Annotated in this window: 15 protein-coding genes; 12 read left to right on the plus strand and 3 right to left on the minus strand. The window is 70.0% G+C overall.

All coding sequences use genetic code 11. The annotated features are described in order from the left end of the window. The 6 genes from lysA to C6V83_RS07610 all read left to right on the plus strand — a co-directional run bounded on the left by lysA (window position 1) and on the right by C6V83_RS07610 (window position 7,430). Window positions 1–1,422: a diaminopimelate decarboxylase gene (lysA, locus tag C6V83_RS07585; protein WP_105941889.1), complete on the plus strand. Its 1,422-nt coding sequence runs from the start codon at window positions 1–3 to the stop codon at window positions 1,420–1,422. Continuing rightward, window positions 1,419–2,741 carry a homoserine dehydrogenase gene (locus tag C6V83_RS07590; protein ID WP_105941890.1) on the plus strand — a complete coding sequence of 441 codons (1,323 nt, stop codon included), beginning with the start codon at window positions 1,419–1,421 and terminating at the stop codon, window positions 2,739–2,741. Before lysA ends, C6V83_RS07590 begins: the two co-directional genes overlap by 4 nt. Next, entirely contained in the window at window positions 2,734–3,819 is a 1,086-nt protein-coding gene (gene thrC / locus C6V83_RS07595) for a threonine synthase (protein ID WP_105941891.1), read from the plus strand. Before C6V83_RS07590 ends, thrC begins: the two co-directional genes overlap by 8 nt. Before the next feature lie 9 nt (window positions 3,820–3,828). Further along, a complete protein-coding gene (gene thrB, locus C6V83_RS07600; RefSeq protein ID WP_105941892.1) occupies window positions 3,829–4,785 on the plus strand; it encodes a homoserine kinase in 957 nt (318 codons plus the stop codon). A gap of 288 nt (window positions 4,786–5,073) precedes the next feature. Beyond that, window positions 5,074–6,939: a transcription termination factor Rho gene (rho, locus tag C6V83_RS07605; protein WP_105943797.1), complete on the plus strand. Its 1,866-nt coding sequence runs from the start codon at window positions 5,074–5,076 to the stop codon at window positions 6,937–6,939. A gap of 80 nt (window positions 6,940–7,019) precedes the next feature. After that, complete coding sequence (locus C6V83_RS07610; RefSeq protein ID WP_105941893.1) at window positions 7,020–7,430, plus strand: DUF6157 family protein; 411 nt, start codon at window positions 7,020–7,022, stop codon at window positions 7,428–7,430. Between the two features lie 657 nt (window positions 7,431–8,087). On the opposite strand, the gene C6V83_RS07615 is transcribed toward C6V83_RS07610, so the two are convergent. From C6V83_RS07615 to C6V83_RS07625, 3 genes are all read right to left on the minus strand, one after another. Next, window positions 8,088–9,263: a diflavin oxidoreductase gene (locus tag C6V83_RS07615; protein WP_105941894.1), complete on the minus strand. Its 1,176-nt coding sequence runs from the start codon at window positions 9,261–9,263 to the stop codon at window positions 8,088–8,090. A 134-nt stretch (window positions 9,264–9,397) separates the two neighbouring features. Next, window positions 9,398–11,191 carry a sulfite reductase subunit alpha gene (locus C6V83_RS07620; protein WP_105941895.1) on the minus strand — a complete coding sequence of 598 codons (1,794 nt, stop codon included), beginning with the start codon at window positions 11,189–11,191 and terminating at the stop codon, window positions 9,398–9,400. Beyond that, complete coding sequence (locus C6V83_RS07625; RefSeq protein ID WP_105943798.1) at window positions 11,191–16,662, minus strand: glutamate synthase-related protein; 5,472 nt, start codon at window positions 16,660–16,662, stop codon at window positions 11,191–11,193. The genes C6V83_RS07620 and C6V83_RS07625 overlap by 1 nt, the downstream gene beginning before the upstream one ends. Window positions 16,663–17,067: 405 nt before the next feature. Here C6V83_RS07625 and rpmE point away from each other — a divergent pair, with 405 nt between their 5' ends. From rpmE to C6V83_RS07655, 6 genes are all read left to right on the plus strand, one after another. Further along, window positions 17,068–17,280 carry a 50S ribosomal protein L31 gene (gene rpmE, locus C6V83_RS07630; RefSeq protein WP_105941896.1) on the plus strand — a complete coding sequence of 71 codons (213 nt, stop codon included), beginning with the start codon at window positions 17,068–17,070 and terminating at the stop codon, window positions 17,278–17,280. Between the two features lie 126 nt (window positions 17,281–17,406). Beyond that, window positions 17,407–18,531, plus strand: coding sequence for a peptide chain release factor 1 (gene prfA / locus C6V83_RS07635; RefSeq protein ID WP_105941897.1), 1,125 nt, complete (start codon window positions 17,407–17,409; stop codon window positions 18,529–18,531). After that, window positions 18,528–19,445, plus strand: a complete 918-nt coding sequence (gene prmC, locus C6V83_RS07640) for a peptide chain release factor N(5)-glutamine methyltransferase (RefSeq protein WP_105941898.1) — start codon at window positions 18,528–18,530, stop codon at window positions 19,443–19,445. Before prfA ends, prmC begins: the two co-directional genes overlap by 4 nt. Further along, complete coding sequence (locus C6V83_RS07645) at window positions 19,442–20,104, plus strand: L-threonylcarbamoyladenylate synthase (protein WP_105943799.1); 663 nt, start codon at window positions 19,442–19,444, stop codon at window positions 20,102–20,104. Before prmC ends, C6V83_RS07645 begins: the two co-directional genes overlap by 4 nt. A 12-nt stretch (window positions 20,105–20,116) precedes the next feature. Next, complete coding sequence (locus C6V83_RS07650; RefSeq protein WP_407646273.1) at window positions 20,117–21,298, plus strand: glycosyltransferase family 4 protein; 1,182 nt, start codon at window positions 20,117–20,119, stop codon at window positions 21,296–21,298. 46 nt (window positions 21,299–21,344) lie between these two features. After that, window positions 21,345–21,824, plus strand: coding sequence for a hypothetical protein (locus C6V83_RS07655; RefSeq protein ID WP_234353921.1), 480 nt, complete (start codon window positions 21,345–21,347; stop codon window positions 21,822–21,824). Window positions 21,825–21,996: the final 172 nt, after the last annotated feature.

The following is a 21,996-nucleotide window of genomic DNA, read 5'->3' on the forward strand; positions in this document are numbered from 1 at the left end:
ATGGCACACCCCGCAGGTCCCCGGCACGCAGCGATCCTGGCCGCCCCGCATCTCGCGGAGCGGCCGAGCTCGCCCGAAGCGATGGCCGAGATCCCGGCGAACGTCTTTCCGCACAACACCTCCCGCAACGGTGACGGCGTGGTGGCGATCGGCGGAGTGACGGTGGACGCACTCGCCGAGGAGTACGGCACACCGCTGTTCGTGTACGACGAGGCCGACTTCCGCTCACGTTGCGCGGCCATGCAGTCGGCGTTCGGCAAGTACGGCACCGTGCACTACGCGTCGAAGGCTTTCCTCTCGGTCCAGGTGGCCAAGTGGGTTCAGTCCGAGGGTCTCTCACTGGACGTGTGCAGCGGGGGTGAGCTGGCGGTGGCGCTGCACGCCGGGTTCCCCGCCGAACGGATCGCCCTGCACGGCAACAACAAGAGCGAGGCCGAGCTCGACGCCGCGCTCGACGCGGGTGTCGGGCATGTGGTGCTCGACTCCATGATCGAGATCGAGCGACTCGACCGGCTCGCCGGTGAACGGGGAGTGGTGGCCGACGTCCTGGTGCGGGTGACCCCCGGCGTCGAGGCCCACACCCATGAGTTCATCTCCACGGCGCACGAAGACCAGAAGTTCGGCTTCGCGCTGGCCGGCGGCGTCGCGATGGACGCGGTGCGCGCGGTGTTCGCGACGGAGAACCTCCGGCTGGTGGGCCTGCACAGCCACATCGGCTCCCAGATCTTCGAGATCGACGGCTTCGAGCTCGCCGCACACCGGGTGCTCGGTCTGCTCGCGCAGGTGGTCGAGGAGTTCGGCGTCGAGAAGACCACTCAGATCCGGGTGCTCGACCTGGGCGGGGGACTGGGCATCTCGTATCTGCCGAGCGATGATCCGCTGCCGGTGCAGACCCTCGCCGACTCGCTCGCCGCGATCGTCGAACGCGAGTCGGCGCAACTCGGACTTCCGATGCCGAAGATCGCCGTCGAACCGGGGCGCGCCATCGCCGGCCCGGCCGGGGTCACGCTGTACCGTGTCGGCACCGTCAAAGACGTCGCGCTCGACGGCGCCGCGGTGCGCCGCTACGTCTCGGTCGACGGTGGGATGAGCGACAACATCCGCACCGTGCTGTACGACGCCGAGTACGACGTCCGCCTGGCCTCGCGCGAATCCTCCGCTCCCGCGGTGGTGTGCCGCGTGGTCGGCAAGCACTGCGAGAGCGGCGACATCGTGATCCGCGACTGCTGGCTGCCTGCGGATGTCGAATCCGGTGACCTGCTCGTGGTGGGGGCGACCGGGGCATACTGCTATTCGATGTCGAGTCGCTACAACATGCAGCCGCGCGCCGCCGTGGTGGCTGTCGCCGACGGGCGAGCCCGTCAGATCCTGCGGCGGGAGACCGTCGCCGATTTCCTGAGCCTGGAGGTGAGTGGCGAATGAGCGACTCTGTGGACAGCCGGAACGACGAGCGCCCGATCGGCGTCGTGGTCCTGGGAATGGGCAGTGTGGGCACCGAGGTGGTTCGCATCCTCACCGAAAGCGCGGACGACCTGCGTGAACGTGTCGGGGCGCCGGTGGTCTTGCGGGGCGTCTCGGTGCGTGACGTCTCCCGCCCCCGCGCGGTGGATCCGGCGCTGCTGACCGACGATCCGGCCGAACTTGTGGTCCGCGACGACGTCGACCTGGTGGTGGAGCTGATCGGCGGCATCGAACCGCCGCGGCAGCTGATCCTGAGCGCGCTCGAGTCCGGTAAGTCAGTCGTCACCGCGAACAAGGCGCTGATGGCGGTGCACGCCGGCGAACTCTCCGAGGCCGCCGCCCGCAACGGCGTCGACCTGTACTTCGAAGCGTCGGTCGGCGGCGCGATTCCGGTGATCCGTCCGCTCATCCAGTCGCTGGCGGGCGACTCGGTGAATCGAGTGGCCGGCATCGTCAACGGCACCACCAACTTCATCCTGTCCGCGATGGCCGAGACCGGCGCGGACTACGACGAGGTGCTCGCCGAGGCCGGGCGTCTCGGGTACGCCGAAGCCGATCCGTCGGCGGATGTGGAGGGCTACGACGCCGCTGCGAAGGCCGCCATCCTGGCCTCGATCGCCTTCCACTCGCGCGTCACCGCCGACGACGTCTACCGCGAGGGCATCACCGCGATCACCGCCGCCGACCTCGCCGCCGCCGCCAAGTTCGACTGCACCGTCAAACTGCTCGCCATCTGTGAGCGTTTGAACGACGGCGGGGCGGAGAAGATCTCCGCGCGCGTGTACCCGGCGCTGATCCCGTTGGAGCATCCGCTCGCCACCGTCAACGGCGCGTTCAACGCCGTCGTCGTCGAGTCCGAGAACGCCGGCAGGCTGATGTTCTACGGCCAGGGCGCCGGTGGTGCACCGACCGCTTCGGCGGTGATGGGCGACCTCGTGATGGCGGCCCGCAACCGGGTCTACCGCGGACGCGGCCCGCTCGAGTCGACGTACGCCTCGCTGCCGGTCGCCTCGATCGACGACGTTCCCACCCGCTACTACGTGTCGATGCGCGTCGCCGACCGGCCGGGTGTGCTGGCGCAGGTCTCCGGCGCGTTCGCCGAGAAGGGCGTCAGCATCTCCGCCATGCGCCAGGAAGGCGCGGGCGAAGACGCACGCCTGATCATCGTCACCCACCGTGCCGCCGACCGTGCGCAGTCGGAAACTGTTGCGGCACTTGAAGAAATGGATGCCGTTATCAAGGTGTCCAGCGTGCTCCGCCTGGAGGGAACCAATGAGTAACCAGTCCCACAGCCCCGTCCACCGCGGCTGGCCCGGCCTGATCGAGGCCTACCGCGACCGCCTGCCGGTCGGTGACGACTGGACGATCGTCACCCTCCTGGAGGGCGGCACGCCGCTGGTTCCCGCACCGCACCTCTCCGAGCTCACCGGCTGCGAGGTGTACCTGAAAGTCGAGGGCCTGAACCCGACCGGCTCGTTCAAAGATCGCGGCATGACGATGGCCGTGACGACCGCGGTGAACAACGGCAAGCGCGCGGTGCTGTGCGCCTCGACGGGCAACACCTCTGCCTCCGCCGCCGCGTACGCCACCCGCGCCGGGATCACCAGCGCCGTGCTCATTCCCGAAGGCAAGATCGCGATGGGCAAGCTCGCGCAGGCCGTGATGCACGGCGCCAAGGTGATCCAGGTGCAGGGCAACTTCGACGACTGCCTGGAGCTGGCCCGGAAGGTGACGGCGGACTTCCCGGAGATCGAGTTGGTCAACTCGGTGAACCCGGCCCGGATCGAGGGCCAGAAGACGGCGTCGTTCGAGATCGTGGATGTGCTGGGCCGTGCCCCCGACGTCCACTCCCTGCCGGTCGGCAACGCGGGCAACATCACCGCGTACTGGAAGGGCTACAAGGAGTACCGCGAGGCCGGAATCACCGACTCGCTGCCGCGCATGCTCGGCACCCAGGCCGCGGGCGCGGCGCCGCTGGTGCTCGGCAAACCGGTGACCAACCCGGAGACCATCGCCACCGCCATCCGGATCGGCGCCCCGGCGAGCTGGAACCAGGCGGTCGCCGCCAAGGAAGAGTCCGACGGAATGTTCCGCGCGGCCACCGACGAGAAGTTGCTCGAGGCGTACCGCCTGATCGCAGGGAAGGAAGGCGTCTTCGTCGAGCCCGCGTCGGCAGCCAGCGTCGCCGGGCTGCTCGCCGCGCACTCCGAGGGCTGGGTGAAGCCCGGATCGCTCGTCGTGTGCACGGTGACCGGCAACGGATTGAAGGACCCCGACACCGCGCTGCGCGACATGCCGCAGGTCGAAGCGATCCCCGTGGACCCGATGGCGGTCGCCGGCGCCCTCGGCGTGGGCTAGACGATGTCCATGAGTGCCACTCCCGCAGCGCCGATCGGCGCGCCCGACGCACGGCTGCAACTGGCGCCGGGTCTGTCGGCCACCGTGCGCGTTCCCGCGTCCACCGCCAATCTGGGTCCCGGTTTCGATTGCCTGGGCCTGGCGCTCGGGCTGTACGACGAGGTGACCGTGACCGTCACCGACGGCGGCGTCACGGTCGAGGCCACCGGAGAAGGGGCCGACGCCGTTCCGCGCGACGGCAGCCACCTGGTGGCGCGCGCAGTGATCCGCGGTCTCGAGTTCGCCGGGGTCAGCGCGCCGGGCCTGCACCTGCGGTGCGCCAACGTGATCCCGCATTCGCGGGGTCTGGGCTCGTCGGCCACAGCGGTGGTCGGTGGACTGGCGGCCGCCTCGGAACTGCTGGCGGCCGACGGTCGCCGCGCCGGGCTCGGCGAAAGTGAACTGGTGCAGCTGTCCGGGGAGTTCGAGGGGCACCCCGACAACGCCGCCGCGAGTGTGCTCGGCGGCGCCGTCGTCACGTGGATGGACGGGCACGACGGTTACTTCGCGCGCCGTCTGGAGCTGCACCCGGACATCGTGGCGACCGCCTTCGTTCCGGAGATCGAATCCTCCACGCACGTCACCCGGGGGCTGCTCCCGCACTCCGTTCCGCGCGCCGACGCGGTGTTCAATTTGAGCCGTACCGCGCTGGTCGTCGTCGCCCTGACCGACGACCCCAGCTGTCTCTTCGATGCGACGCAGGACCGCCTGCACCAGGGCTACCGGGCGCCCGCGCTGCCGGAGACCACCGGCCTGATCGCCGATCTCCGTGAGCGCGGCCATGCGGCCACCGTCTCCGGTGCGGGGCCCTCGGTGGTGGTGCTGGGCACGGAGCGCCTGGGCGAGGCCGAAGCAACGTTGGCGGCCGACCACGGCTTCACGATGACCCCGCTGCCGATCGGCGTCGGTGTCGCGCGACACACCTGATTGCCGAACCCGCGGGTAGGCAGTGCTACACTGGGGTCGTTCCGCCGCCAAGATGTTCATTCATCGCTTCTTCGGCAGTCACCATTGCCGCCGGCGACTCTCGCCCGGCAGTAGCGGACCGGTAGCGATCTTCTCGCCGCGGCTGAGCACAGATTTCAGTACTACTGCATCTCCGCACCACTGCATCTCAGTGGGAACCCGGCGGCCTCTGCCGCAGGGAACGAAAGGACATCCGTGACCGATACGGACGTGAGCACTTCCACCCCCGCCAAGCGCGGCCTGTCGGCCATGCTGCTTCCCGAACTGCGCGGCCTGGCCGGCGAGCTGGGTATCAAGGGCATCTCGGGGATGCGTAAGGGGGATCTGATCGACGCGATCCGTGCGCATCAGCAGGGCGGCGGTGCCGCGAGCGCCCCGTCGAAGGCGCCGAAGTCGGCGGCCCCGAAGCGCGAGGCCCCGAAGACGGAAGCCCCGAAGACGGAAGCCCCGAAGACGGAAGCCCCGAAGACGGAAGCCCCGAAGACGGAAGCCCCGAAGACGGAAGCCCCGAAGACGGAAGCCCCGAAGACGGAAGCCCCGAAGACGGAAGCCCCGAAGACGGAAGCCCCGAAGACAGAGGCCTCCGCCGCGCCGGCGGCGCAGACCGAGAACGACAAGCCCGCCGCAGGGGACAAGCCCGCCGGCGGGAAGTCCGAGCAGGCCGGCGAGCGCCGCCGCGAGCGCGGGGACCGCAACCGCGGCGACGGCAACCGCGGCGACGGCGGCAAACAGAGCGGCGACGGCCAGGGCCGCAACGCCGACGGCAAGAACGAGAACACCAAGAACGAGAACCGGGGCGGCGGCAACCGCAACCAGGGCAACCAGAACCAGAACCAGAACGATGACGACGGCGAGGGCGGCGGACGCCGCCGCGGCCGTCGCTTCCGCGAGCGCAACCGCCGCGGCCGCGACCGCGGCGGAGACGGCGGCGGCGAGCCGCAACTGAACGAGGGCGACACCGTCGCACCCGTCGCCGGAATCCTCGACGTCCTCGACAACTACGCCTTCGTGCGGACCTCCGGCTACCTCGCCGGGCCCAACGACGTCTACGTGTCGATGAACATGGTGCGCCGCTACGGTCTGCGCCGCGGCGATGCCATCACCGGTGCGGTCAAGGTGCCCCGGGAAGGCAGTGAGAACCAGAGCGGGGGCAACCAGCGCCAGAAGTTCAACCCGATGGTCCGCCTGGACACCGTGAACGGCGGCGACCCCGAACTCGCCAAGAAGCGGCCCGAGTTCTCCAAGCTGACGCCGCTGTACCCGAATCAGCGTCTGCGTCTGGAGACCACCCCGGAGCGGCTCGACACCCGCGTCATCGACCTGATCATGCCGATCGGCAAGGGGCAGCGTGCACTGATCGTGTCGCCGCCGAAGGCCGGCAAGACCACGATCCTTCAGGACATCGCGAACGCGATCGCCACCAACAACCCCGAGTGCCACCTGATGGTGGTGCTGGTCGATGAGCGGCCCGAAGAGGTCACCGACATGCAGCGCAGCGTCAAGGGCGAGGTCATCGCCTCGACGTTCGATCGTCCGCCGTCGGATCACACCAGCGTCTCCGAGCTCGCCATCGAGCGCGCCAAGCGCCTCGTCGAGCAGGGCAAGGACGTCGTCGTGCTGCTCGACTCGATCACCCGGCTCGGCCGCGCGTACAACAACGCCTCGCCCGCGTCGGGCCGGATCCTGTCCGGTGGCGTCGACTCCACCGCGCTGTACCCGCCCAAGCGCTTCCTCGGTGCGGCCCGCAACATCGAGCACGGCGGCTCGCTGACGATCATCGCGTCGGCGCTGGTCGAGACCGGCTCGACCGGTGACACGGTGATCTTCGAAGAGTTCAAGGGCACCGGCAACGCCGAGCTCAAGCTCGACCGGAAGATCTCTGAGCGCCGCGTCTTCCCGGCCGTCGACGTCAACCTGTCGAGCACCCGCAAGGACGAGCTGCTGCTCTCGCCCGACGAGTTCGCCGTCGTGCACAAGCTGCGCCGCCTCCTCGCCGGCCTGGACAGTCAGCAGGCGATCGACCTGCTGATCTCGCAGCTGAAGAAGACGAAGAACAACGTCGAGTTCCTCATGCAGGTTCAGAAGACGGCCCCCGGGACTCTCAACCAGGACTGAGTCATCGCTCGCCCGAGCCGGTCGAGCCCGCGCGGGCGAGACCGTGTCGGAACTCGACCTCTGCAGTGCACACTGGTGACATGGGAAGCACTGATTACGTCGAGACCTTCATCGCGGTGGCAGACGACTGCCCGGTGAGCGCCGCGGAGGAGCCGCCGGCCGGCAAGAAGGCGCCCTCGGTGGCCGAGCTCCAGTTCGGGCTCCTCGCCGAGCATCCGTACGAGTACACCAGCGACGATGTGCTCTTCGAGGTGTATGCACGGCGACACGCGGTCCCCGACGCCGATCGGGCGGAGGCGCGCGCCGCCTTCTTCGCGAAGTCGCAGGCGTGCCTGCGGGCCTCCCCGCTCGGCAAGCGGTACGGGTGGGGCCTGCACTACGACGACCAGGCGCGCGTCGCTGTCGTACCGCTCGGTTCCGACCGTTACCGTGAATTGTCCGCGGACCCGAACCTCAAGCAGCTCAAGGCGATGCGCTCCAAGCGCGCGTGACTCCTCGGGATCTCGACTCCGCTCGATCAGCGTTCGTCGCTCCTTGAGCCGGGTCGGCGTTTGTCGCTTCTTGACCCGGCCGGCGTTTGTCGCTCCTTGAGCCGGGCCGAGGCGTGAGCCGAGGGGCGTGTCGAAAGGTGGAGTGCGACGTTTCGACTCGATCTCGCCTAGCGGCTCGATCGGCTCAACGAGCGAGGCCTGTCACGATCGGGTGTTCTCGCTCCTTGAGCGGGGCCGAGGCGTGAGCCGAGGGACGTGTCGAAAGGGGTGAGGGCGACGTTTCGACTCGATCTCGCCTAGCGGCTCGATCGGCTCAACGAGCGAGGCGTGTCACGATCGGGTGTTCTCGCTCCTTGAGCGGGGCCGAGGCGTGAGCCGAGGGGCGTGTCGAAAGGTGGAGTGCGACGTTTCGACTCGATCTCGCCTAGCGGCTCGATCGGCTCAACGAGCGAGGCGTGTCACGATCGGCGAAGGGGCCGTTTCGACACGCCTCCTCACTGCGTTCGTCGTCGGCTCAACGAGCGAGGGGGTGACTGTTAGTAGCTCCTTGAGCCGGGCCGAGGCGTTAGCCGAGGCGCGTGTCGAAAGGTGTGGAGGGCGACGTTTCGACTCGATCTCGCCTAGCGGCTCGATCGGCTCAACGAGCGAGGGGAGAGGTCAGTAGACGTCTCGGCGGTAGCGCCCTTCGGCCCGCAACTCGTCCAGGCGGGCGCGGGCGGCGTCCTCGTCGAGGTTCTCGTGGGCGGCGATGATCGAGGTCAGTGCCTCGTCGACGCTCTTGGCCATCGCGTCGGCGTCGCCGCACACGTACAGGACGGCGCCGTCGCGCAGCCAGTGATAGATGTCCTCGCCGTGACCGTCCATCAGGTGCTGGACGTACACCTTCTCCTCCTGTTCGCGCGAGAACGCCACGTCCAAGCGATCCAGGACGCCGTCGGCGTGCAAGGCGTGGATCTCGTCGCGGTAGAGGAAGTCGTGGTCGCGGTGGCGGGCACCGTGGAAGAGCCAGTTGCGGCCTTGGCCGCCACGCGTGGCGCGCTCGTGCAAGAAGCCGCGGAACGGTGCGATGCCGGTGCCGGGTCCGATCATGATGATGTCGGTGTCCGGTTCGGGGAGGCGGAAGCTCTTGTTCGGAGTCAGGTAGATGCCGACGGTGTCGCCGGGCTCCACGCGATCGGCCAGATAGGTCGAGGCCGCACCGCCGCGGTCGCGGCCGTCGCCCCAGTCCTCGGTGGCGAAGTGCCGGACCGTCGCCGGCGTCAAGTGGATGGTGCCGGCGTGGACGTTGGGCGACGACGAGATGGAGTAGGTGCGGGCCGCGAGCGGGCGGAGCTCGGCCAGCAGCGCTTCCGGGGTGGGCGCCCAGTCCGGCTCCAGGTTCAGCAGATCGAGCACGTCGCGCCCGCGGGACCAGGCGTCCAGCTCGGCGCGGTCGCCGTCGAGCAGCGCTGCGGCGACCGGGTTGCCCAGTGCCTTCGCCAGGTGGTCGAGAAGGTACTGGGACACCGAGGTGATCTCGAACCCGTGGGTGAGGGCGTTGTACAGGGTCTGCGAACCCTTGCGGTCGGTGATCTCGGTTTCCGGTGGGACGCCGAGGCGGGCGATGATGGCGGCGACCAGCTCCGGGGAGTTGGTCGGCAGCACCGACACGGCGTCGCCGGGCTCGTACTCCAGACCGGCGTCGGCGACGTCGAGCACCAGGTGACGGACTTCTTTGTCGCTCTCCGGAGAGGTCAGCAGGGTGTTCTCGACGACGCGCGCCTCGTACGGATTGCGGCGGGACCAGCGGACCTTCTTGGCGCGGCGCGCGGGCCGCTCAGTTTCGACGGTCATAGTCGCAATGTACTCCGCGGTTCAGCGTGGTCTCGACTCCGCTCGACCGGCGTGTGCAGGATCGACCGGCGTGTGCAGGCTCGACCGGCGTGTGCAGGATCGACCGGCGTGTGCAGGATCGACGACGTGTCGTTTCAGTACACGTCCCGGCAATAGCGCTTCGCCTTCTTCAGATCGCTCAGGTACAGGCCGGCCTTCTCGGCATCCATCCCGCCGTGTTCGGCGACGATCTCGATGAGCGCGGCATCGACGTCGTGCGCCATCCGCTGGGCATCGCCGCAGACGTACACGTGCGCGCCGCGCTCGAGCCAGCGGTACAGCCCCGCACCCTGCTCACGCATCCGGTCCTGCACGTACACCTTGTGCGCCTGGTCGCGGGAGAACGCGAGATCGAGCCGGGTGATCAGTCCGTCGGAGACGAACTGATCGAGTTCGGCCTGGTACAGGAAGTCCGCGTCGCGGTGCTGGTCGCCGAAGAAGAGCCAGTTGTCGCCGGTCGCGCCGCGGGCGGCGCGCTCGTGCAGGAAGCTGCGAAACGGCGCGACGCCGGTGCCGGGTCCGATCATGATCATCGGGGCGTCGTCGTCGGGCAGCCGGAAGGCCTTGTTCGGCGTGATGAAGACGCGCACCTGTGTGTCCTCCGGGCAGCGGTCGGCCAGGTACGTGGAGCAGACGCCGCCCCGCTCGCGGTTGTCCGAGGTGTACCGGACGGTCGCCATGGTCAGGTGCACGGTCCCGTGGTGGGCCTTCGGCGACGACGAGATGGAGTACACGCGCGGGGCCAGCGGCCGCAGTTCGCCGATCAGTTCCTCGGCGGTGAGGGTCAGGCCCGGGTCGACGTTCAGCACGTCGAGCACGTCGCGCCCCCACAGCCACGCGTCGAGGGCTTCGGCGTCGCCGGTGGCCGACATGTGCGTGAGTTCGGGGTCGCCGGTGCGTGAGGCGACGTAGTCGACGAGATACTTCGACGGCGTGGAGATCTCGTAGTGGTGGGTCAGCGCCTCGCGCAGCGTTCGCTGCGTCTTGCGGTCGGTGATCAGCTCGTCGCCGGTGGCGCCGATCCGGTCCAGGAGTCGGTCGACGAGGGCGTCGTCGTTCACCGCGACGATGCTGATGCCGTCGCCGGGCTGGTACTCGATGCCGCTGTCGCCCAGGGAGATCACCAGGTGCCGGACCTCCTTGCTCGACGTCGGCCCGGAGAGGATCGAGTTCGCCAGAAGGGTCGCCGGGTACGGGTTCTTGCGTCCCCACGGGGCTTTCGCGTCCTTGGCCGCGGGCGTCGCGGCCGGGCCCCCAGCGGCGACGGCACCGGCCGCCGGAGCATCGGCGAGCGCCTGCAGGGCGCCGGGCAGCCATGCACCGGCCGGGCGCTGGAAGTCGACGTCGCACTCGACTCGGTCCACCAGTCGCTGCGCACCCAGCTCGGCGAGCCGGCCGTCGAGGTTCTTGGCGGCCTGGCAGAAGCCGTCGTAGATGGAGTCGCCCAGGCCGCACACCGCGAACCGCAGGCCCTCCAGGCGTGGGGCGTCCGCGGCGGCCAGCTGCGACCAGAGATCCTCGGCCGCGTCGGGCATGTCGCCCTCGCCGTACGTGGAGACGACGACGAGGAGCTTGCCCGCGACCGCGAGGTCCGCGGCGGTGAGGTCGCTCATGTCCGCCGTCCGGACGCCGAAACCGAGGGCGGCGGCCGCCTCGGAGGCCTGGTCGGCGATCAGTTCGGCGTTGCCGGTCTGGGTGCCGTAGGCGATCAGCAGCGGACCGGGGCCGCCTGCGGGGGCGAGCGTGGAGGTGGCGGTGCCGGCCAGGGCGGCGTCGGCGACGCCGGTCGGCATGGCCATCCGGGTGTTCAGTCCGGCCATGAACCCGGCGAACCAGGCCTTCTGGTCGCCGGTGAACGGGATGTCGGCGGGGATGTAAGGGAGTTCCATCAGAGACCGGCCTTCACGAGAGCTGCGGCCGCGGCCGCGGGGTCGGAGTGGGTGGACGCCTGGGCCTGCGCGGCGTTGCGCATGGCCTCGGCGACGTCGGGGACGGCGCGTGCGGCGAACAGCTCGGCGAAGCCAGTCAGCTCGCCGAGCACCTCGCGGTTGCGCGCGTCTTGCAGCAGCAGCCAGCCGTAGGTGGCCGGGGCGTCCATCGAGCGGACGTTCCGCAGTGCGAGCGCCTGCTTGTAGTCGGCCACCCGCTTGGCGCCGATCAGCGCCGCCAGGTGCTCGGCGGGGTACTCGGACAGGATGTCGCGGGCGTATCGCGCGACGCGTCCGAGCAGATCGAAGTCCTCGGTGAGCACCAGGTTGCGGGCCGCGTGCGCGATCGTCTTTTCGTTGGCCACCAGGCGGCTGCCGTGGCGGGTCTTGCGGAGCCGTGCGGCCGCGACCTCGCGAGCCAGTTCGAACACGGTGAACGCGCTCAGCAGGGCGTACGTGGTCGCGTCGTCGGTGTGCCCGAACGCGGGGACGGCGCCGTCGAGGACCGGGACCGCCGCGCGGGATGCCCGCTTGAGCGCACGGACCTGGTCCACCGCGATCGCGCCGGACAACTCGTCGAGCAACGCACGACGATCCAGCGTCGCCATGATCGTCGCCGAGTCCTGGTGCGCGACCAGCGCCCTGGGCATCGCGTACACGAAGTAGTGGCGCTCGGTTTCCCAGTTCTGGAGCAGGCGGGTGGCCAGCGCCGAACCGGTCGCGTCGGCGTGCCAGCGCAGCAGTTGGAAGACGGCGTCGTGGTGCAGCGCGGCGAACGGATCGTCGACGCCGGTGATCGATCCGAGGATCACCGAGTCGGCGCTGACGAACTTCTCCACCCGGCAGGCCGGGTCGTACTGGTACAGGAAGCCGCCGGACATCCCGTTGGCCAGGCCCTTTCCGTAGCCGCCCAGGTTCAGCACCGCACCGTTGGTCATGTACTCGCAGCCGTACTCGCCGACGCCTTCGACGACGGCGGTGGCACCGGAGTTGCGGACCGCGAACCGGTCGCCGGCCTCGCCTTCGACGAACAGCCGCCCACCGGTGGCGCCGAACAGGGCGAAGTTGCCCACCAGCACGTTCCCGCCGACCGAGTTGGCGCCGCCGCCGGGCGACGAGATCACCACCGTGCCGCCGGACATGGACTTGCCGACGCCGTCGTTGCAGGTGCCGCTGTGCCGCATGCGCAGACCGTCGTTGCAGAACGCCGCGTAGCTCTGGCCCGCCGAGCCGGTGGTCGGGATCGTCACGGCGTCGGGAGCCAGATACCGCCGGCCGCGCTCGTCGGACAGGACCGCGGGCAGGGCCGCCGCTTCGTCTTCGCGGAGTTCCCAGTTCAGGAGACGTTCGACGTCGATCGCGAGCCGGCCGCCGACGCTCTTGTCGCGGTTGCCCAGGTGCACCGACTCGGTGGTCGTGCGCTCAGCGCGGCGGTCGACGAGTGCGGCCCGGACCTGGGCGAACAGCGTCTCGTCCACCGAGAAGTCGGCTTCGTAGTAGATCGGCTCGGCGATCACCAGTTCGGGCACCACGGCCAGCAGCGCGTCCGGTGCGATGGCGCCGACCATCGCCGGGTGGTCGATCACGCTCAGCAGGTCGGCGCGGCCCCGCGCCTCGCGCAGACTGCGCAGACCGAGGCCGGCGAGCACCTCGCGGACCTCTGCGGCGACGTTGAGCAGGTACTGGGCCATCGCACGCGGGTCGCCCTCGAACAGTTCCGGGTTGGTGGTGAGGCCCGCCGGGCAGGTGACGTTGCAGTTCTTGGCCATCACGCAGCCGATCGACATCAGTGCGGCGGTGCCGAACTCGAAGCTGTCGGCCCCGAGCAGCGCCGACACGACGACGTCGCGCCCGGTCTGATGCGCACCGGAGGCCCTGAGGGTCACTTTGCTGCGCAATCCGTTGGCGCACAACGCCTGATGGACCTCGGCGAGCCCGATCTCGGCGGCGCGCCCGGCGTAGCGCAGGCTGGAGACCGCGGCTGCACCGGTGCCGCCGGTGTTGCCCGCCACGTTGATCACGTCGGCGCCGGCTTTGGCGACGCCGACGGCGATGGTGCCGATGCCCTCGGACGAGACCAGCTTGACGATCACCCGCACGCGGGCGGCCTTGCAGTCGTGGATCAGCTGCGCGAGGTCCTCTATGGAGTACGTGTCGTGGTGCGGGGGAGGGGAGACCAGCTCGACGCCGGGGGTGCCGCCGCGGGCCGCGGCGATCTCCACCGTCACCTTCGGTGCGGGGAGCTGACCGCCCTCGCCGGGCTTGGCGCCCTGGCCGATCTTGATCTCCAGCTCCTGCAGGTTCGGGTCGGCCAGGTACCCCGCCCAGATGCCGAACCGGCCCGAGGCGAACTGCTTGATCGCCGAGGCGCGCAGGGTGCCGTACCGCGACAGGTGCTCACCGCCCTCGCCGCTGTTGGAGAGGGCCCCGACCATGTTGGTGCCGTGCGCCACCGCCTCGTGGGCCGCGGCGACCAGCGCGCCGTGGCTCATGGCGCCGGAGGCGAAGGTGGCGGTGATCTCGTGCGCGGGCATCACCTCGGTCAGCGGTGCCTCGGGTCCGTCGGGGGAGATCGCCAGCACGTCGCGCACAGTGCTCGGCCGTTCGGCGCGGGCCGCGGCCAGATCCGCGGAGAAGGCACGGTAGGCGTCGGTGATCGCGAAGGCGTCGACCTGCTCGTCGGTGAGCCGGTCGTATCCGCTGCCGGTGTAGGCGCGTGCGGTGAGTCCGAACGCACCGTCGAGTTCGGCGAGGGTGAGCTTCTGCAGGGCCTCGGGAGCTCCGGCGGCGTCGGCCTCGGCCGACGGCCGGTCCGCGCCGTCGTAGGTGAAACCGGCACCGTTCATCTCCTCCCAGCGGCGCACCGCGGTGGCCCCGAACGAGTGGCCGGCGCCGTCGGCGCGCTCCTTGAAGAGGCCGAGCAACGGCAGGTCGCGGTCGGTGGCGAGCGGAGCGGCGACGGCCGAGCAGTGCGCGTCGTACAACGCCCGAGCGATGGGCTCCAGTCCCACCCCGCCGGCCGGCGCGCGCAGGGCGCCGAACCAGCGGTGCAGGTCGGGGTCGGTGGTGTCCAGGAAGTTCGGTTCGAAGAACTCGCCGCCGATGTAGCTCTCCACCGTGCAGAGGCCGACGCGGCCCATCGTCTTGCCCAGCGACTTCTCGGCGGCCTTGCGCCACCGGTCGAACGCCGCGTCGGCGGCGGCCGGGTCGGGGCCGTACTTCTCGTCCGCCCGCCGGGCCATCGTGTGCGGGTGCACCGCGGATGCGCCGAACCCCAGGAGCAGTGCCAGGTGGTGACTGGACTCGACCTGGCCGCTGTCGGCGACGACGCTCACTCGCAGCCGCAGCCCCTCGGCGATCAGCCGCTGGTTCACCGCGGAGACGGCGAACACCATCGGGAGCGCCGCGGCGTCCGGGCCGATCCCGCGGTCGCTGAGCACGGCGATGCCCCCGGTGCCCCGGGCGAACGCGACGACGTCGTCGCACAGCGTCTCGATCGCGGACGACAGCGCGGGGGCCGGGTCGGCCCCGTCGGCGACGGGGGCGAGCGTGGCGAATTCGGCCACCGGCACCCGGCGCTGTGTCGCCAGCGTGCGGAGCTGGGCCACCGAGAGCACCGGCGAAGGCACGACGATCTGGGTGCCGGCGTCGATCTGACCTCCGCGTTCGCGTGCCGAGGTGAACACCTGCGGCCGCGCGCCCAGCGCGACGCGCAGCGACATCGCGTCGGCCTCGCGGATGCTGTCCAGCGGCGGATTGGTCACCTGGGCGAAGCGCTGGCTGAAGAACCGGGCGACGCTCGGCTCCCGGTCGGTCAGCGGGTTGATCGCCAGACCGAAGCCCATCGCCGAGATCAGCTCTCCGCCGGTCTCCAGCATGGGGTCGGCGAAGAAGCGGAAGCTCTCCTGGTCCAGGTAGTAGGCGCGGTAGTACTGAAGGTCGGTGAGGTCCGTCGCCGGTCGAGCAGGGCCCCATGCCGGTCGAACGGAGCCCCATGCCGGTCGAGCAGAGCCCCATGCCGGTCGAGCGGAGTCGAGACCCCCGTCCAGGGGCTGCCCGTCGAGCACCACCGGGATCTCCTCGCCCACCTTCAGACCGAGCTGGTTCCGCTCTGCCGCCAGCTCGGCCAGATCGACCTTGGCGGCGGCGAGCAGCGCCGGGTAGTCCGCGGCGGCGGCGAGCTTCTCGTACGCCTCGTCGGTGGTGTACGTCCGCTGTTCGCGGTGGTCGTAGTAGATCATGCCGCCGGCGCACACGCGCCCGCGAGCGAGCACCGTCGACGGCTCGAAGTCGATCTGGCCGGCCTCGGAGAACACGCACAGGTAGTCGGCGGTCTCCACGGTGCGCAGCGGGCGCAGTCCGAGTCGGTCCAGGCGGGCGCCGATCACGGTGCCGTCGCCGAAGACGACGGCGGCGGGGCCGTCGTTCTTCTCCTCGTACAAAGAGAAGTACTCGAACATGGCGCGCACCCGGGGCGAGAGCGTGGTGTCGTTCTCCCAGGCCGGCGGCATCATCGAGACGATCGCGGTCACCAGGTCGAGCTGATCCTCGATCACCCGGGTCGCCACCGTCTGGTCCAGGCGCGAGCTGTCGGACTGCCCGGGCGGGCGGACGACGGTCCGTCGTGCCGCTGCCGCGGCGGTGACCTGTGCGATCCGATTCTTCTTGTCGGTGTTCAGCTCGCCGTTGTGCGCCAGGTAGCGGAAGGGCTGCGCCATCGTCGGGTGAGGATCGGTGTTGGTGGAGAAGCGGGTGTGGAAGTACAGCGTGTGCACCGCGTGTACCGGGTCGTGCAGGTCGGTGAAGTACCCGATCACCTCGTGCGACGAGAGCCGGCCCTTGAGTACCTGGGTGCGTGCCGAGAGCGACAGCGGGTACAGGCCGGCGAGCGCGGGATCGGCGTAGGCGATCGCCTCGATGTGCAGCAGCGCCTCCTGGACCACCTGGTCCAGCGCCGCGGGGGCGGGGCACGGCTCGGGTGCGGCGAACACCCACTGACGGATCGGCAGCTGGGCGGCGGGCCCGGCGGCCGGCAGCACCGAGTCGTCGACCGGCACCTCGCGTTCGGTGAGCACGGTGAAACCGCGGTCGGTCATCGTCGAGGTGATCAGTCGGGCGGCGCGCGCGGCCCCGTCGTCGTCGTTCGGCAGAAAGAAGTTGCCGACGCAGAAGCGTCCCAGGCGCAGATCGGCGCGACCGGTGACCGTGCGGAAGAACGCCTGCGAGAGGTCCATCGACACGCCGCCGCCGTCGCCGACTCCTTCGGCGTTGATGCCGCCGCGGTGCGGCACCGAGCAGAGGGCCTCGGCCGCCAGGGTGATCACCTCGTGGCTCTGCACGCCGTCTTTGCGGGTGATGAAGCCGACGCCGCAGCTGCTCTTCTCGTCGGAGGGGTCCCAGAGAGCGGGGGATGCATGGAACTCGGGTCGCAACGGACTCACCTCGCAGAAGACAGGAATGCCCGGGTCGGGGGCAAAGGGGAATCTGTGGGCGCTGCGACGGTGAAGCGGCACACGGGTGGATCAAGCCTAACTTAGGGCAACCTAATGTGATAGGTAACGTCCGTCACGTCGAGCCGTCGCGGCGGCCTCGTAGCGGCGCTCCGCGGATTCGCTCGACCGATGCGTCCCGATCCGCGGCGATGGGCGCCATGCGAGTCGATGCGCGGACTCTCCTCGCCGGCCGCGCGGATCCGCGGAATGCGGACGCCGATGACCGCGCGGCACGATTTCACCTCGCACGACGGCCTGTGGAATAATCGGACAGTCAGTCCGGTTCCGGTTCACATCGGGCTCCATGCTCGATGACCCGGCGACCACAACCCCTAAGGACATTTCATGAAGCAGGGTATTCACCCCGAGTACGTGGCGACCACCGTCGTCTGCGGTTGCGGCAACACCTTCGAGACCCGCAGCACCGAGAAGAACGGGCGGATCAACGTCGAGGTCTGCTCGAACTGCCACCCGTTCTACACCGGCAAGCAGAAGATCCTCGACACCGGCGGCCGCGTGGCCCGCTTCGAGAAGCGGTACGGCAAGCGCGCCAAGTAGCTTTCCCACGACGCCCGGCTCACGATCCCTAGCGATCGCAGGCCGGGCGTCGTCGTCATTTCGACAGGCTCAATGGGCGAGGTCCTCTCAATGGGCGAGGTCCTCTCAATGGGCGAGGTCCTTTCAATGGGCGAGGTCCTCTCAATAGGCGAGGCCCACGATTTCAGGAGTAACCACACTGTGAGCAGGCAGGCCACCGCGATCGACGACGTCCTGGCCGAGCATGCCGGCCTGGAGCAGCAACTGTCCGATCCGGCGCTCCACGACGATCCGGCCAACGCCCGGCGCGTGGGCAAGCGCTTCGCCGAGCTGGCGCCGGTGATGGCCACCTACACCAAGCTGGTCGCCGCCCGCGACGACCTCGAAGCGGCCCGCGAGCTCGCCGAGGCCGACGCCGCCTTCGCCGCCGAGGTGCCGGTGCTGGAGGCGACCGTCGCCGAGCTCGACGCCCAGCTCACCGACCTGCTCGCCCCGCGCGATCCGCACGACGGCGACGACGTGGTGGTCGAGGTGAAGTCCGGCGCCGGCGGCGAGGAGTCCGCCCTCTTCGCTGCGGACTTGGTCCGCATGTACCTCAAGTACTGCGAGAAACGCGGCTGGAAGGCGACCGTCCTGGGCGTCACCGAATCCGATCTCGGCGGCTACAAGGATGCGACGCTCTCGATCAAGGCCCGTGAAGCCTCCCGCGACGGCGTCTGGTCGCGCCTGAAGTTCGAAGGCGGCGTGCACCGCGTGCAGCGGGTGCCGGTGACCGAGTCGCAGGGCCGCATCCACACGTCGGCGGCCGGCGTGCTGGTCTATCCCGAGCCCGACGAGGTCGCCGAGATCCAGATCGACGAGAAAGACCTGCGCATCGACGTCTACCGCAGCTCGGGCAAGGGCGGCCAGGGCGTCAACACCACCGACTCCGCGGTGCGCATCACGCACGAGCCCACCGGCATCGTGGTGACCTGCCAGAACGAGCGCTCCCAGCTGCAGAACAAGGCGCGCGCCATGCAGGTGCTCGCGGCCCGGCTGCGGGCCGCGGTCGAGGAGGAGGCGGCCGCCGAAGCTTCGGCGGGGCGGGCAGCACAGATCCGCACCGTCGACCGCTCCGAGCGGATCCGCACCTACAACTTCCCGGAGAACCGCATCGCCGACCATCGCATCGGCTTCAAGGCCAACAACCTCGACGCGGTGCTCGGCGGTGACCTCGACGCGCTGCTGGACGCGCTGGTGGAGGCCGACAAACAGGCCCGCCTCGAGCAGTGACCCCGCGCGCACCGATCTCCGCGACCGGGCTCCGGGCCGCGGCAACTGCGCGGCTCGCCGCGGCCGGCGTCGACAGCGCCGCCGCCGACGCGACCTGGCTGCTGGGGCACGTGCTCGGCGTCGAACCCGGAAGGTTGCTCCTGGTGGACGAGGTGCCCGCCGAGGCCCGGCGTACCTACGAGGACCTGATCGCCCGGCGCGGCGAGCGCATTCCGCTGCAACACCTGACCGGTCGCGCGCCGTTCGCCGGGCTCGATCTCGAGGTCGGTCCGGGCGTGTTCGTACCGCGCCCGGAGACCGAGCTCCTGGTGGAGTGGGCCGTGACCGAATGCGCCGCACGCACTCGGGGGCCGATCCCGGTCGCCGATCTCTGTGCTGGCAGCGGTGCGCTCGCCCTGGCGATCGCGACCGCGGTGCCGAGCGTGGAGGTCGTCGCCGTCGAACGCTCTGACGCGGCGCTGGAGTATCTGCGCCGCAACGTCGCCGCGCAGCCGCCGTCGGTCGCCGGCCGAGTCCGGGTGGTCGCCGGTGACGTGACCGACCCGCAGACCTGGGAGCGGATCGGCGCCTGCGAGCTGATCGTGTGCAATCCGCCGTATGTGCCGGCCGCGGCCCGGGTCGCGCCGGAAGTGGCGCACGATCCGGCCGACGCGGTGTTCTCCGGTGCCGACGGCATGGCGCTGATCGAGGCGCTGGTTCCGCGCTTTCGCGCGGCGCTGCCGCCCGGGGGAGCGGTGGCGGTCGAGCACGACGACACCACCGCCGGACCGACCGTCACGGCGTTCACCGCAGGTGGCGGCTTCGCTGAGGTGACCAGTCGGTCGGACCTCTCCGGGCGGCCGCGGTTCGTCACCGCCCGCCGGACCGGCGCTGCTCGGGCACCGGATGCGGGCGTGCAAGGATGGAACCCGTGAGCGCCGTCTACGACTGCAGTGACCCGCAGGAGCGAGCGGCCGGTCTGCACGCGGCCATCGGGGCCGCGCGCGGCGGCCGCCTCGTGGTCCTGCCGACCGACACCCTCTACGGTATCGGCTGCGATGCGTTCGACGCCGAAGCCGTGGCCGCGCTGCTCGCGGCCAAGCACCGGGGGCGCGACATGCCGGTGCCGGTGCTCGTCGGCTCGTGGCACACCGTCGACGGCCTGGTGCAGCGGGTGAGTCCGCAGGCTCGCGAACTGGTGCAGTCGTTCTGGCCGGGCGGACTGAGCCTGGTCGTGGAGCAGGCTCCCTCCCTGGCCTGGGACCTGGGCGACACCGACGGCACCGTGATGCTGCGGATGCCGCTGCACCCGGTCGCCATCGAGGTGCTGCGTGAGGTGGGTCCGATGGCGGTCTCCAGCGCGAACGTGTCCGGTGGCCAGCCGTCGTCGACCGTCGCGCAGGCACGCGAGCAGCTCGGGGACTCGGTCGCGGTGTACCTGGACGGCGGTCCCGCCGACCACGCGGTGGCCTCGACGATCGTCGACCTGACCGGCGAGTCGCCGGTGGTGCTGCGCGAGGGAGCGGTGAGCATCGACGCGATCGCCGAGGTGCTCGACGTCGAGCCCGCGGATCTGCGTCCCACCGCCGAGTAGCGTGGCAGCGTGATCGACACCGGAAGCGGACTGGGGCCGCTGGCCCTCGACGCCGTGAGCGGCGCCGGCGTGCCGCTGCGCGAGCTCGCTCTGGTCGGGCTCACCGCGACCGGGATCACCTATCTGCTCACGGCCCTGGTCCGGGTCTTCGCGATCCGCGCCGGAGCGGTCGCCGTTCCGCGTGACCGCGACGTTCACGTGATCCCGACCCCGCGTCTGGGCGGCGTGGGGATGTATGCGGGCATCGTCTGCGCCGTCGCGCTCGCCGCGCAGCTGCCCGCGCTCAACCGCGGCTTCGCCTACACCCACGATCTGACCGCGGTGGTCACCGCGGGCCTGGTGATCGTGCTGGTCGGCGTGATCGACGATCGGTGGGGCCTGGATGCGCTGACCAAGTTCGTCGGACAGATCACCGCCGCCGGCGTGCTGGTGGTGATGGGCGTCAGCTGGTACCTGCTCTACGTGCCGTTCGCCGACATCGGCACCGTGGTGCTCGACCCGCTGCAGGCCGGGATCCTCACCGTGGTCATCACGGTGACCACCATCAACGCCATGAACTTCGTCGACGGCCTCGACGGGCTGGCCGCCGGACTCGGGCTGATCGCCGCGCTGGCGATCCTGATCTTCTCGCTGGGCCTGCTGGACGACCAGGGCGGTGACGTCAGCTACTACCCGGCGGCTCTCATCACCACCGCGCTCGCGGGAGCCTGCCTGGGCTTTCTGCCGCACAACTTCTCGCCCGCCCGCATCTTCATGGGCGACTCGGGCGCCATGCTGATCGGTCTGATGCTCGCCGCGGCGGCGACCAGCGCCTCCGGCCGGCCCGCCCGCAGCGCGTACGGCACCGCCGACCTGTTCACCCTGCTCTCGCCGTTGGTGCTGGTGGCGGCGGTGATGTTCGTGCCCCTGCTCGACATGGTGCTGGCGGTGATCCGGCGCACGCGGGCCGGCGTGGGTTTCGCGACCCCCGACAAGATGCACCTGCACCATCGCCTGCTGGAGATGGGTCATTCGCAGCGGCGCGTCGCGCTGCTCATCTACTTGTGGGTCGGCGTGCTGGCGCTGTCGGTGGCCGCGTGCACGCTGTTCAGGCCGGTGACGGTGGCGCCGTTCTTCACAGCGGGGCTGCTGATCGCGCTGATCGCGACGTTCGCGCCCAGGATGAGCCGGCGTCTGGCCCGGCGTTCGGCGTGAACCCGGCATAGCGGCCGGGCCGCGCCGATGACGTAGCCTGGTGCGCGTGTCCACGAACGACGAGAACCCAGCCCTGACCCCCGACGAGCCGCTGCCGGACACGTCGTACGACTCGCTCGCGCCGCTCAAGAACGGTCTCCGCTACGGGCTGCTCGGGCTGCTCGCCCTCACCCTGATCGGCCTGCTCATCTGGTGGCCGTGGAAGGGCACGCCCGGTCTCTACGGGGTACTCATCGGCGCCGGTGTGGGCGGGGCGTTCATCCTGCTCACCGTGATCACGATCATGGCCACCGCCAATCTCAAGCCGTCGGCCACCATGGCCGCGGTGATGGGCGGCTGGTTCCTCAAGATGGTGGTGGTGCTGGTGGTGATGGCCGTGCTGGGCAACATGACCTTCTACTCCAAGGGCGCTCTGGTGAGCATGCTGATCGGCGCGATCGTCGCCGTCCTCGGATCGGAGGTGTGGGGCGTGCTGAGCACCAAACAGCCGTACATCGACGACGACACTCACTCCACCAAGAAGTGACGCGTTCCATATTCGGGCGAAACGACCAGCTACTACGCTCGATAGTAGGTTGCTGAGGGGCCTGTCACCCGCCTTCACCTGGGGGCGGATTCGCAGGCAAGGGTAACCACTTGATAAAGTTCTGAGCGCACGAGCACTCTGACCGCAACGCCCGACGGCGCTGCCGACATCT

The sequence above is a fragment of the Gordonia iterans genome, assembly GCF_002993285.1.
In the GTDB taxonomy this organism is placed as follows: domain Bacteria; phylum Actinomycetota; class Actinomycetes; order Mycobacteriales; family Mycobacteriaceae; genus Gordonia; species Gordonia iterans.

Excerpts from the sequence above, each read along its gene's own strand:
- rpmE (WP_105941896.1), top strand. The coding sequence starts at position 17,068 with ATGAAGCAGGGTATTCACCCCGAGTACGTGGCGACCACCGTCGTCTGC.
- rho (WP_105943797.1), top strand. The coding sequence starts at position 5,074 with ATGCTGCTTCCCGAACTGCGCGGCCTGGCCGGCGAGCTGGGTATCAAG.
- thrC (WP_105941891.1), top strand. The coding sequence starts at position 2,734 with ATGAGTAACCAGTCCCACAGCCCCGTCCACCGCGGCTGGCCCGGCCTG.
- prfA (WP_105941897.1), top strand. The coding sequence starts at position 17,407 with ATGGGCGAGGTCCTCTCAATAGGCGAGGCCCACGATTTCAGGAGTAAC.
- C6V83_RS07615 (WP_105941894.1), bottom strand. The coding sequence starts at position 9,263 with ATGACCGTCGAAACTGAGCGGCCCGCGCGCCGCGCCAAGAAGGTCCGC.
- lysA (WP_105941889.1), top strand. The coding sequence starts at position 1 with ATGGCACACCCCGCAGGTCCCCGGCACGCAGCGATCCTGGCCGCCCCG.
- C6V83_RS07610 (WP_105941893.1), top strand. The coding sequence starts at position 7,020 with ATGGGAAGCACTGATTACGTCGAGACCTTCATCGCGGTGGCAGACGAC.
- C6V83_RS07590 (WP_105941890.1), top strand. The coding sequence starts at position 1,419 with ATGAGCGACTCTGTGGACAGCCGGAACGACGAGCGCCCGATCGGCGTC.
- C6V83_RS07620 (WP_105941895.1), bottom strand. The coding sequence starts at position 11,191 with ATGGAACTCCCTTACATCCCCGCCGACATCCCGTTCACCGGCGACCAG.
- thrB (WP_105941892.1), top strand. The coding sequence starts at position 3,829 with ATGAGTGCCACTCCCGCAGCGCCGATCGGCGCGCCCGACGCACGGCTG.